Below are 13317 nucleotides of genomic sequence, written 5' to 3'. Positions count from 1 at the left end.
AGTCGCTCTCATCATATATGAAAAAAGTATGACAAGCTATTCTTCGAATAACTCCTCATACTTATATAGTACGAAAGACCAGCTTATGGCTGCTCTGGTTTCTCGTCTATTAATTTTCGAACTAAATCTTTTAATGTGGATACTTCATTTATAAGCATTGAAACTTGCTCTTTTAATTGTTTATTTTCTTCCTTTACTTCCTTCAATTCAATATGCATCTTTTGAGTGGCTGCGATATGAATTGCCAAAGTTCCATATATATTAACAGCCTTACCATCTTGTGATTTGAATATTTCATCGGTCTCTTCTGCTATAAAACCACAATTCGCTACAATATCTTTTGTTGTGAACGGCTCTTCTCCTTCTTCTTTTCCTTCTCTCATCTTATACAACTTTTCTACTTCCGTTTTTAAGTTGTAACTCCTTGGTTGCAAAGCCATAATTTTTTCTACAGGATCAAACGGCAAATCCCTAATATTAGCTTTAATATTCTTAGTTGATTTATTGTAAAAGTTCCCATTAACAGTTAGACTTCGGCATTCCAAATCCCTAAATTCAGTACCGTTATAATTCTTAACTTGAAGAGAATTTTGATATCCCGAAACATGAGATGCTCTCACTCGTATATATGCTAGTCTTATATCCGCATTAGCATTATCATCATCAATTAAGACACTATTCTGATCAGATGGTTTATTTCTATTTCTAAAATAAAACTTACCTGCATTATTATCGTAAAAATGTTCCTCATTAGAAGCTAGCCAAATTTGAGAATGAGCCATAACATTAAAACTTTTTGTTGCTTCCATGTTAATATTAGTACCGCCATTATCCCATGTAGTTTCCAACCTCATTGTTCTCTTAGCTCTTAATAACAGAAAATCATCGCTTCTTACGTTAATTAATCCCTTAGAATCTATGAGAACATGTCCACCCGCACTCAACTCTAACCTACCACCACTATCTCTAAAGAACCCTACAGTAGCATTTGTTTTAAACATATTATTACTAATTTCATTAACCATACCAATTGTTCCCCAAGCATTTGCAAAATCTGTTTTATTCGGCGTCACTTGTGTAATTGCTATAGAACCTACAGTATCTGTTGAATCTTTCCCCAAAAATAAAGAAGGCTGAACCCCACCATCATTACGCGTATAAAATCCCCAATAACTTCTTACAAGCCCATCCTCTTTTAATCGAACATTAGATTTCATTATCTCTACCCATCTAGGGTCATTCGATTGCCGGGAAGTCCTAATATTCATCCCTTCCAAAACATCCCCTTTAAGATGTTCGGCTGTAACGTATCCTACAAGGTTGATTTTATTAGCCTGGACTTGAATTTGTTCTGCAGTTTGATTGATAGATGAGATGATATTGCCCTTTTTGACTGTAGAATTAAGTTCATTACTCATTACAGATAACTGAGAAGTATGCGAATCCACTAAAGCCTTACTTCCAAATTGACCGTTTGCTTCTGCTTTCGTATAAACTTCCTTTTTCTCTGCCCTTAGTTCAATACTTTTAGACTGTTGATTTATGCTTGTTTCAAAAGTTGATACCTTAGAGTTAAAATCAGAAGTTGATACTTTCTTAGCAATCGCACCTACAAGTTGGTCATAGTTAGCATAGTCTTTCGGGTTTTCCATAAATGCTGAAGGTATAGCACCTTGTTGAAATTGTGGTTGAGACACCCAGATAAGTCCGTTTCTACGTATCCATATATAAGCCTCTACGTGAGTAACAGCGTTTGATGGAACCTCAGCAGTAACAGAAACGAATGTCCATACACCTTTATTCAACTGATCTTTTAAGTCTACACTACTAGTTGTAACTGTAGTTGAACCATTTAGAAACTTAATCTCTAAAGCTCCACCTTGATCTAGACCGTCCTTGTTATATGTAAAAACCCATGCAGATAATACTAGTTTCCCTGAGCTAGATGTAACAGGTAGTATTTGACTAATACCCGTCAAACCATTTACAGTTAACCCTGTTGCTTGGATCTGAGCAGAGTTATATCCGTCATGTTGTCTTGCCGTTGTAGGTGTAACAGCTGATCCTGATACAGTAGCTACTACTTTCCATTTGCTAAGGCTCGGAGTTCTAGAAGTAGCAATACCAGAGCTAGGGGTAATTATCCTATCTTCAAATGCAGCATTAAATAGTAAGTTAGTACTTCCTAATCCACCCACATACTCTTGCATTTGAGTCTCAGAAACTTTAGATTTAATCTGATTATTCAACTGTGTGATATCACTCGTGTTTTGTTGAATAATTTCCCCTTGTTTGCCCTGTGTTTGCGATAGAGTTGTAATGGTTTGTGCATTAGAATCTGTTGTTTGTTTAACTTGATTCAAGGTAGTTTGCATTGTACCTTGATCTTTTTGAACAGTTGATACAGTAGTTTTTACACCATCCAAACTTTTTTCAATTTCGGTTGTTTTCTTGGTGAATTCATCGGTTGTTACTTGATCTTCTACCGCTGGTCTATATTCAGTTGCTTTATTTCCAATTTCAATTTGCCATTCTTTAAGTTCAACCATACCTTCTACATTTCGAATTAAACTATTTAGATAACCAGTTTTAATTGCTTTATTTTTTATTGTAACAACAGCAGAATAACGAACCCAACCTTGAGAGATAGCAACTTTGTCTTCTATACGAATAGGTAGCCAAACTTGCTCATTATCTTCATATGTCACTGATAATTCCATACCAATCCAAGGGCTAGGTGTTCCCTTCGAAAAAGCTTGCGTTCTAGCCGTAATAGAAAGAGTCACTTCTTGACCTCTAATCATTTCGAAAGTATCAGGAGCAAATTTAAAAGATTTTAAATCAGTATTTGAAATGGTCGTTCCAGTGTCAGATTTAAGTGTGCCACTTGTACTTAACAGAAGGTTACGTCCACTAAATTTCATATCATCAAACTTTTTCTCCACACTACTCAACTTCTCGGTGACTTTTCCTGCTTCTTCTTTAATTTCAGTTGTTGTTTTCTTAAGCTCACTTGTTGTTTGCTGCACATCAGAAATCGTCTTTTTTGTGCCTTCTACGGTTTGTTCGACTGTATTTAATTTATTACTGATTTCAGTATCTTTTTTAGTTAACGATTCAATAGAAATTTTAAATCCATCTGCGGTTTGCTCTGATTTCGTTACGCATTCTGTTAACTTTCCTTGTTCATTTTGAACATTAGAAACTGTAGTGTTAATCCCTTTAATAGTAGTCTCAATTTCTACTGTCTTTTTAGTAAAATCAGTTGTCGTAACTTGGTCTTCGGGAGCAGGCGACCACCCCATTGGAACGTTACCTTTGTATAAAGCGACCCAATTTGTTGTAACTTTACCTAAACGATTTTCACCAGTAGGGGATAAATAACTTGCAACCGTATATTTCCCAGTCCACGTAGGGGTGAACAATGTGTATCCTGTGGAATCAGTTAATGTTTTTATCGTAAAGTTTTTACTGACATACTTCCAAGTAGGTTCATAGATGTAAATAACTAGGTATTTCCCATCATCTAGTGTTTGTTGGTCTACTCGACCATTTCCCATTAAGATATATGTTTCACCTGCAACTAGATCAATAGTTGTGATTCTGAATCCGAAACCGTAATCACTTGATGTTTGTTTGATTGCGCTGTTTGGAACTAGGTTACGTATACTGATTTCCGTATTTTTAACCGTTGTTTCCAATTGCGATAACTGTTGCTTCGTTCCCTCAGCTGTTGTCTTAATTTCATTCGTTTTTGTTTCAAGTTGCGACAAGCCTTCATTCGTTTTCTTTAAATCCGCTTTCTGTGTAAGAGCTTCATTCGTTTGACCAATAGATGTCTTAATATCCTTGAATTTCTGTACGTTCCCTTGTTTATCAGTTTCATAGATTTGTTTTCCTATAAAACCATCTTTAATTTCCTCTTTTGTAAACACTCCAGATTTATCGGCTTTATCCTTTAACTGTGTATTAATCCATGTTTGATCCACTTTGCCATTAACTTGCTTTTGAACATCCACTATTTGTCCAGCTATCTCTTGTGCTTTACCTTCCATACTTTGAACCTTTTGATTTAATTCCGTTTTAGCTGTTTCAATATCTTTCTTAACATCTTTAATACTTTGCTGCAATGGTGCTGTATCAGGAACAACAGGTTCCCACACTACACCTGTCCATATTTTTAAAATACCAGGCTTTCCATTACTAATATCACGCCATAGCGTTTTATTTGATTTAAGATTAGCGGTGGGTGGATTAACTCCTTCAATAATATCTACAAGATTTTGATCCATGTATTTTTGTGTTGCTTCTGCCAAATCTTTTGCTGTTTGGCTTTCTTTTTGAGCCTGATTAGCTTTATCTTTAGCATCAATGATGTCTTTGTTTTGTTCCTTTACTTTATTATTTAATTGGTCAAATAACTCCTGCGGAACCTTGTCATACAATGAACTTAGTATCTTTTGGTATAATCTTCGCAACTCATCATTTTGATCAACGATTTCACGATAATCACCAAATACATAGTTATCTTGTGTAGGATCTTTAAAAGATTCATCACCAGCAATAGCTCGCGCTTCAAGATACAACTTAGGTGTAAACCCTTCATCTATAATTCGAATTGTATCTCCTTCATTGATCTCTTCATGTGAGAAATTAGGTATTCTAGCTATATTTTGTACATCGACTCCATAAGAAACGGAAGCATTCACAAGCTTACCCATTTCCGTTTTCATTAAAGTCAAAAGTCTCTCAGGAGACATATTTTGATCGTCTGTTTGTGGAGTGTAGAAAGCGAATTTATGTTTTCCGTTCTCATTCCAGCGTTGGTAAGCTGCATCATCTACAAGATAAGGAACCCCCTTATTTATGGATGAGATTGTAATGAATTCCCCATTTTCTTTTTTTACAAAACCTAATAAAGCTGTACAAATGCTTTGAGAGTTCTCAATACGTTTAATTCCTATTAAATCTTTACCAAAGATTACTTCTTTTCTTGTATCTCTTCCTCGTTTCTGAACCATATCCACATAGCGTCCAACGATTTTAGAACCAAGAACTTCAGCACGATATTGAAGTTCTAATTCAAATGAAGCGGCAATTTTCTTAAGTAAATCCAATGGATCTGTAAATGCTTCAATTACCATTGAATGCGCTCCATCATGTTCAGTTTTACCTATTGTCCACTTCGTCCCTTTAAGAGCTATTTCCATACATTGTTTCAATGTTTTACTTTCTAATTTTTGTGGTTCAATAATTCCTGCTTTAGCAAGCTGAATCCATTCACCAGATGCATAAACCATTAATGATCTATCTTTAGAATCTTTTTCCGTTTCTGTAATGACATAAGGAACGATTCTACCACCACGTACTTCCTTTAGTACTAAATTTTGTTGTACAAGTGTTGCTGCATGATCTGTATTTTCGAATACCCTAAACTCTAGAGTATCGATATTATTTTTGATTTCCCAATGTCGTTTGTCATCCCAATAGTCTTTAGGTTGTATATCTGAAACGATTTGATTTGTTTTAAAATCAACGACATGTAAGTCTCCACTTGGTGTTCTCATCTAAACCGCTCCCTATACGTTAATTACGCTATTCCTACATTAGCTGGTCGTATTATGACTGCATTTTGCCCTCGCTTTATAACAGGAAATGAACTAAATATATCTTTTAATGCAATTGCATTTGTACCGTTTATTGTTACTAATGATCTTTCTGTATCTATCTGTATTTTGTCTCCTATATCAAAAATATAAGGAGTCTCGTCTATTGTTAAAGTATTAATCTTCCAAAACTTAACATCTTCAATAAACGCGACATCAACTGGCGAATTTGCACCGTATGCAATACAACCTACAGCTATTTTTGCTACTGGTCTAGCTGTCATAGGGTTACTGTCAGAATTGTCTCGCCATGTACGAACAAAACTAGCATCATCTATTTCGGTGTTCTTACGATATTTAGCAAAATAGAAGCTCCATTCTTTCCCTCTGCGAGCTACTGAAACGTGTCCTCTAAAATCGTTAAATGTATCAGAGTACATGCCCATCTCGTCAGCAATCCACTTTCTAGAACTTCCTGGATCAATAATTGCTTGTGCTGTTGTCATTTCATGACTCATATATTCATCAGCCATTGCTAATTCAACTATCACATTGTCATTAGCATCTAAAAGCATGACTACCGTTTTGCCCATTCTGTTCCAATGTTCAGACTGAAAATTCATTTGTACATCAATTTTAAAATCTTGAATAACTCCACTTGTATTAGGAATTGTTCTCTTCATAAATGGACCATGCCACTCATCATTCGCTCCCGTTCCATACAAATCGGATGTAAAAGCGTATCCTTGCCAAACTTTCATAGCCCCTGAACTTTTATAAATTCCTATTTTTCCAGTTATCGCTTCCCAAATGGTTAAATTAGTCATTTCATCCCATATGAGACGATCATTTTGTTTCACAACACGATTTTTTCCCCCTGTGGGATAACCAATCCTAAAATATTCATCATCATTCCATACATCGAGATAAGGACTCTGTGCGCCCACCTTTATTTCAATAATTGGATTTGACTCTACAGAACCTTTATTAAGAAAACTAGTTTTCAAGTCACCATTTGCGATAGCCAAGGTTTTCTTTTGTACAGGACCTAACTTATATGGCATTGGGCAAATGAACGTAAGAGTTCCTATTCCAAGTGTTACAAATTCATCTGGATCAAAACTATCATCCACAACCGCTAAATATGTTCTATTTGGTTCTACATCAAAAATAAGCTCTACTGGTTGATCCGTTATTAACCAACTTGCAATTTCTTCTTTTACCATTTCTAGATCAGCATCATCAGGAACTATGACCCCTACAGGAATTGTTAAAACACGCATTTCTGTTTGTGTATTTAATAATCTTGCTCCTGGATATCCTGGGGTACTTAGAAAATTCCGTTTCAATGGTGCCCAATTTGGTCTTTTCCAACCTTTTGCAATTTGGATATACTTTTTACGTTCATTGTTAAATTTGAAAGAGCTCATTTTGACACCTCATTTCTTTATAAAAAGAAACCCAAACCTAAAAGTCTGAGTTTCTTTTTGTTTCTCTTTCTTGATACTCGGTTGTATAACGATAAGTACCGCGCGCCACGTCTCTTCCTTCTAAATTTACAGGTACTTCAATAACTAAATCTCCACCAAGCATTGGAATGACTCCACCGCCAGATGATCCGAAAGAATTATTAATGACTTGATTTGATACACTATTTGTCATGGCTTGTCTACTGTTTGACATACTTCCATATACACCACTCATGACGGTCTTTAATCCTGCTAATTGGCTTGCGGAACTAGCCATCATATGGCTCATATCGTCCATTAATTGATTTATTTCTCCTGATATAGCAAATTGTTGTCGTGGCATTGCTGCTACTATTCCTGCGCCAATATCCCCAAGTGTCTTTTTATTCAATGGTAAAACCGCTTCTTTTCCAGCTTCTCCTGCACCTTGCAAGTTTCCGCCATTCATTCCGAAGATAGTCGGTTTAGTGAAGATACCACCTTTTGCACGCCAATCTATATTAAGTCCAGAAGGGAATGTAATATCCTTCCCTAAAATATTTTTTGTACTAGTTTGTAAGCTGAAATGTGGAAGAGGTGGCATTTCAGGTTTAGGAATTTTTAACTTCAAATCACTAAAGAATCCTTTTATTTTCCCAATGAATTCTTCTACTTTCCCCACCGCATCTTTTATTGGATCAATAATAAATCGTTTAGCTTCTTCAAATTTTTCTTGTGCTGCACTCTTTACGGAATCAAATTTTTCTTTCGCTGAATTATATAAATCAGTAAATTTTTGTTTAGCTGAATTGTAAGCTTCAGTTACTGGATCAATCACGTATTTCTTCACTAAATTCCAAGCTGAAAGTGTATAGGATTTTATAGATTCCCAGTTGCTTAATATCCAATTTGCTAATTCACCAAGTTTTTGCCTGGTTGTATTCCACAAGTCTTGAACAGGTTGAATTACATACTGTTTAACCAAGTTCCAAGCCATAAGAGTATACGATTTAGCAAGTTCCCATTTCGAACTTAACCAAGAAATTAAATCGCTAAATTTTTCTTTTACAAAGTTCCAAGTATCTAGGACAGGTTGAATGATGTATTGTTTAAATAATCCCCACGCAACTTGCGCCACCGCTTTTGCAATTTCCCATTGTGTACCAAGCCACGTAACCAATTCACCAATTTGCTTACTCACCCAATTGTAAGCTTCTTGGATTGGTTGAATAATATACTGACTTATCGCTGCCCACGCAATTTGTACCCCTGCTTGGATTAATAACCAACCAGCCTCAAGGACTGTAGAAATCAATGAAATGATAGGGTCTAAGACCGTAAGTACGGTGTTCCACGTTTCCTGCCAAGCTTGTACGAGTGTCCCCCACAATTCAGAAGCTGTTGTAACTAAAGAAGTCCACCAAGAAGACGCCGTTTCCACAATACCTGACCACAAACTACTAAAGAATTCACCTATCGGATCAAAGAAACTATGCATCATTTCAGTGAATGAGGCCCAAGCTCCTGAAAAGAATTCAACAATAGAATTCCATGTACTACTACATATTTCACCTATCCCTGTCCATAAATCGCTAAAAAACTGACCTATCGGATCAAAAAATGCATGCATTGTTTCCAAAAATGAATTCCATGCTTCACTAGAGGATTGAACGATGCCATTCCAAAGTTCTATTAAATATTCTTTAATAGAATTCCACATATCTATAGTCCACTGTTTTATAGAATCCCAATTTTTATAAATAGCAATTCCTAGAGCCACTATAGCTGCGATAATAATAGGGACAATAGCAACAAGTCCGGCTGCTGCTAAAGCTCCAATTTCAAAAAAGCTCATGACTGTCATGACTATAGGAGCAAGCGCCATAATTGCACCTGAGATTATACCAATAGCCATTGCGACAGCTGTTAATGTGGCTGCTAACTTTGGATTGTTTGAAACCCATTCAGCTATTTTGGAGATGACATCCGCTATGACACTAAGAACCGGCTGAAGCGCAACTTGTAAATCCTGCATCGCTTTTTGAAATTTAACTGCTGGGTTCGCATCCATTTTCTTAATAGAATCATTCAGTTTATCTTGTTGCTTCCCAAAATCAACTGTTTTCTCTTTCACACCTAGCAAAGTATTAATGATGTTTTGCCCTTGATCTTCATACATTGTCATTTTGTTATCGTAAAGGCTTTTTATCCTCTACTTCTTACAGTTCATTTCCTGTAAGTTCGGCATACGTTTTCACTAATAAGTGTCGCGGTCTCGTGGAGGGATTATATCTTTTCACCCTCTATGCTCTGCCCCTGACTATACTTCGTATAGCCTTCGGTTCAAGTTAAGAATCTCACCCTTCTTGCTTTATACCGCGATTTTACTTCGGCACAATTTATCATCTACCGAAAAATTTCACACCTAATTCATTACGCTTTGTTTCATCCTCAACTTCTGATAAAGCCTGTGCAATTTCAGTCATAGCTGCCGATCCATCTTTACCACCTTTAGCTACTGCCTGACCCCATTTTTCAACTTGTTCTGCTGAAATTTTTGTACCTTCAAGGGATTCTTTCATAGCTTTATCGACACCTTGACCGAATTCAGCCGCTTTAACACGCCCTTCTTTTAAACCATCTAAGAGATTATCAATCATTTACATTCAACGTGATTCGCAAGGTCACGCCCGTTCTCTATGAACTGCTATACGTCACCGCATAGATTAGACTATATCTTCAACTACTTGAGTTGCTCCCCGTTTCGAGTGTCATTTGCTTACCCCCTACGTCTTTCGACTAGTCGTTGCACGTTCCTTAATTAAAAGGCTTCGCTCAGTATTGTCTCATTCGAGAGTTTCACTGAATTAAAGGAGTTTTTCATTGTATGTCACCATACAAGGGAACTATCATCTAATTCCATGTTCCTGTTTCAACCCCAGCTGCCATGATTGCTTGGACCTCTTCAGCGTTGTAGCCTGCTCGCGTCAGCTGACCACCATATTCAGCGATAATATCTAATTGTTCCGGTGGAAAACCCATTTTTAATAAGGCATCAGCCATACCAAGAGCGCCTTCTTGTGAAATACCTAATTCATTACCGATTTCATTCGTTTCCTGAATTAATTCAGTAAAATCTATGCCAGCATAAGCATTAGAAATAACAGCTGCACTCTTTACGAAAGAAGCATTTGCTTCATCACTAACATCTTTATTCAAAGCCCATTGTCTTCTTACACCCTCAAGTGCTTCTTCTGCATCTAATCCATAGGCTGAAATTCCTCTCACAGCATCCTCTACTGATTTTTTTGAGGACTCAGGAACATCAAATCCTATTTCAATTTTTGTTTTTAACTTCGACATGTCCATTGCTTTTTCAATTGCGGTTGCAATTCCGCCACCAGCTGCTAATCCACCGATAACATTTTCTAATCCTACTTTTAATCCTTCAAACTTTTTCTCAGTTCTTCCGGCTTCTTGTTGTAAATCTCTTAATTCATTTTGCACTTGCCGTATTGAGTTTCCAGCATCCACAGATCGGAGTGCTCGTTGCAATTTATCAATATCTGTTCCTGCCCCTAATGCTTCACGACCGATGATTCCAATTGCTTGTTCTAACTGACGACTTGTAGCTGTTCCATTTCGAATTGCATTCACAAGACGATTCCCTAATGCTCCTGCAAAATCATCAATGCTTTTCCCTGTAGCTCTAAACAATGTTTCTAATTGCCTTGTGGAACTCGCTACATTCTCTTGCTCAGCTTTCATGTTTCCTAGTTTATTTTTAAGACCATTAAGTGACCCTTCTGTAAATTCAATCTCACGTCTAAATGCACGATACTGTTCTTCAGAAATTTTACCGTTTTGGAATTGAGCTTGTACTTGCTGTTCCGCTGCTTTCAATTTATCTAGCTTTTGCGTTGTATTTTCAATCTGTTGCGTAAGTAACTGTTGTTTTTGAGAAAGTGCCTCAATATTCCCAGGATCAAACTTTAACAACCGTTCAACGTCTTTAAGTTCTTTAGTTAAATCATTACTTCGTTTATTTACATCTTTTAAAGCGTTTTGAAGTCCTGTGGTTTCTCCGGCAATTTCAATCGTAATCCCTTTAATTCTTCCTGCCATTTTCTCACCCCTCCTTAGAATGAATCGAAGTCGTTTTGACCTGCTTTTCTAACTTTTTCTTTATCTGGATTCTCTAACTCAGCGAATTCAGCAATGTAATCAAAGCAATCACCAACGGTCATTTCTTCTAAATCACCTTGTGTTAAATTTGCTTTATAACAAAGAGCAAGAAACAGTTCAGTAGTAAATTCCTCATCACTGAATGTCCCTTGCTCTCCATTATTTTTCTTTATTTTTTTTTTGCTCCCATAGTAACCTGAACTAATTCCATGACTGCAGGCATAATTTCTTCAATTGGGAATTCTTCAAATCCATCTAGCCATGTCATAGGATCAGGAATATTAGAATCAGCCGTTTTAGCGTATAACCACGTTAAGTCATAAATAAGTTCAAAATCTACTTTACTCATATCGACATTAGACATATCAATAGGTTGTTCTGTCCCATTTGATGAAGCTAAAGCATTAATTGCCCCTAACCCCATCAAATCTGCAAATAAATTACGTCTGAATTGCGCTTTATACCGCTTAACCGTAGCTGCTGTAGCTTTTAATCTGACTTGTTTTCCGTCTATTGTAATTGTCTTTTCCATTTACTTACGCTCCCTTTGGTGCTGCTTGTTTTTTAACGTACACTTCTTTATACCAGTTATTGTAAATTACTTGAGTCGTTTTAGAAGTTGTTTTTGTTTTAACCATTGGTCTTCCGCCAGGCGCTAAAACAATTGGACTAGAAACAAACTTCAATTCATTTGTATTTGGTTCGGCTGAATTTGTTTTTGTTTTAGATGCGATTGTCGGACGACTCGCTGCACAGTTATACATAACGTGTCGAGTTGCGTTCACATCGCCATCAAATTCAAATAGTAATGCAAATGATTTTCCTTTGGCATCAGCTAACTCATTTAATACACCGTCTGTTTCATCTAACTGTTCGCCTAATGCATCAATAGCGAATTGTTCCGGAATAGTCGCAATAGATAACGTTCCATCATAACCTTGGTTATTACTTGCTGCGTAATAAAGCATGTCATCAGCATAAAATTCAATTAAATCGCCGCGTGGTTCAAAAGTTAATTCAACTCCACCGGGTAGTGGAATTGGTATACCAAATTTCACTAAAAAGTCTTGAATATCATATGGAACATAATGTACATTCTTCAGACCAAACGTAACTTTATTTTCTTTATTCACCTACATCAACCTCGTTTCATAATTTTTTTGATACATTTTTTCAGATTCAATAAAAGTCTCATACGAGTCATAAGGAATATCATGATCGTCTAGGACTTTTTCAAGTTTGGCTTCTGCAACTAAATCTTTTTTAGTTGTATAAAGCTCTATATTTAAATCATTTACCTTGTGATACACCTTGTTATCAGCCATTAAATTTGCTGATCCATGCACAAGGAAACAAATATAAGGTGGCGCTGGTACTGTCTTACCTGGCGTTGCTGTAAAATGCGAATAAGCCACAGGATAACCTGTAGCTTCAAGGATTTTTGTTAATTCACCTAATGTCATTCTTGAACCGCCCTCTCGATACGTCTTGGCAATTCATTAATTACATACTCTTCAACTGGACGAATATGCACTTGAGCCGGAACACGCCCACCTCCAACTTTCGCATGTCCATTTTCTAAAAGATGCGTTAATTGTCCTTGTGAATTGTGGACGACAACACCATTACCTTCTTTTTTCTTACGCCAACCTTTACGATATGCACCTGTTTTTTTCGGGCTACCTTGCCTTAATTTTTCTACAGCTATATCAGCTACTTCTTCTTCTGCTGTCATTAACTCTTCTTCCACAACATTTGCATATCTTTGTAATTCTCTAGCAAGATCACTTGCAAAATCATTCATATCAAGTATGCTCCTTTGCGATAATAGTCAATGTTTGATACATTTCATCATCATTCATTGGCGGTTCGATAATGTCAAAGATACGATTTTTTATTTTAATTCGCATTAATTCTGTAATTCCTGTTGTATAAGGCATTACAAACCGATAAATTCGTGTAGACTGTGAAGCCGAAGCTTCAATGTACTCTGAACCTTTCACCGTTTTTATCATTGCCCATGCTTTTTTTACTTCTTGCCAATTACCTGTTTCAACTTCTTGATTCAAATCATCTTT

8 protein-coding genes and 2 pseudogenes are annotated in these 13317 nt (G+C 36.4%); all 10 read right to left on the bottom strand.

All coding sequences use genetic code 11. The annotated features are described in order from the left end of the window. Positions 1-83 precede the first annotated feature (83 nt). Positions 84-5567, bottom strand: a complete 5484-nt coding sequence (locus PDL00_RS33965) for a phage tail spike protein (protein WP_270733780.1) — start codon at positions 5565-5567, stop codon at positions 84-86. A gap of 23 nt (positions 5568-5590) precedes the next feature. Then, the gene (locus PDL00_RS33960) at positions 5591-7036 is read right to left on the bottom strand and encodes a distal tail protein Dit (protein ID WP_270733779.1); all 1446 of its coding nucleotides are present in this window, start codon (positions 7034-7036) and stop codon (positions 5591-5593) included. 37 nt (positions 7037-7073) lie between these two features. Further along, positions 7074-9239, bottom strand: a complete 2166-nt coding sequence (locus PDL00_RS33955; RefSeq protein WP_270733778.1) for a phage tail tape measure protein — start codon at positions 9237-9239, stop codon at positions 7074-7076. 223 nt (positions 9240-9462) lie between these two features. Further along, positions 9463-9711: pseudogene (locus tag PDL00_RS33950) on the bottom strand (hypothetical protein); the annotation flags it as partial. Between the two features lie 259 nt (positions 9712-9970). Then, positions 9971-11179 (bottom strand): annotated as a pseudogene (locus tag PDL00_RS33945) (hypothetical protein); the annotation flags it as partial. Positions 11180-11408: 229 nt separating this feature from the next. Next, positions 11409-11771: a hypothetical protein gene (locus tag PDL00_RS33940; RefSeq protein ID WP_071714898.1), complete on the bottom strand. Its 363-nt coding sequence runs from the start codon at positions 11769-11771 to the stop codon at positions 11409-11411. Between the two features lie 4 nt (positions 11772-11775). Further along, positions 11776-12372, bottom strand: a complete 597-nt coding sequence (locus PDL00_RS33935) for a major tail protein (RefSeq protein ID WP_270733777.1) — start codon at positions 12370-12372, stop codon at positions 11776-11778. Next, a complete protein-coding gene (locus PDL00_RS33930) occupies positions 12373-12702 on the bottom strand; it encodes a hypothetical protein (protein WP_270733776.1) in 330 nt (109 codons plus the stop codon). Continuing rightward, on the bottom strand, positions 12699-13043 hold the full coding sequence (locus PDL00_RS33925; RefSeq protein ID WP_270733775.1) for an HK97 gp10 family phage protein: 345 nt from the start codon (positions 13041-13043) through the stop codon (positions 12699-12701). Before PDL00_RS33925 ends, PDL00_RS33930 begins: the two co-directional genes overlap by 4 nt. Position 13044: 1 nt before the next feature. Then, positions 13045-13317, bottom strand: a 273-nt coding sequence (locus tag PDL00_RS33920) for a phage head closure protein (protein WP_270733774.1), incomplete at its 5' end; no start/stop codon positions are given.

Origin of the sequence: Bacillus cereus group sp. TH152-1LC (assembly GCF_027710505.1) — a bacterium.
GTDB lineage: Bacteria > Bacillota > Bacilli > Bacillales > Bacillaceae_G > Bacillus_A > Bacillus_A mobilis.
This window is presented reverse-complemented; position numbering and strand designations above follow the sequence as displayed.

Bases quoted from the DNA above. Each gene is read 5' to 3' on its own strand.
- PDL00_RS33930 (WP_270733776.1), bottom strand. From the start codon at position 12,702: ATGACATTAGGTGAATTAACAAAAATCCTTGAAGCTACAGGTTATCCT.
- PDL00_RS33965 (WP_270733780.1), bottom strand. From the start codon at position 5,567: ATGAGAACACCAAGTGGAGACTTACATGTCGTTGATTTTAAAACAAAT.
- PDL00_RS33940 (WP_071714898.1), bottom strand. From the start codon at position 11,771: ATGGAAAAGACAATTACAATAGACGGAAAACAAGTCAGATTAAAAGCT.
- PDL00_RS33960 (WP_270733779.1), bottom strand. From the start codon at position 7,036: ATGAGCTCTTTCAAATTTAACAATGAACGTAAAAAGTATATCCAAATT.
- PDL00_RS33955 (WP_270733778.1), bottom strand. From the start codon at position 9,239: ATGACAATGTATGAAGATCAAGGGCAAAACATCATTAATACTTTGCTA.
- PDL00_RS33925 (WP_270733775.1), bottom strand. From the start codon at position 13,043: ATGAATGATTTTGCAAGTGATCTTGCTAGAGAATTACAAAGATATGCA.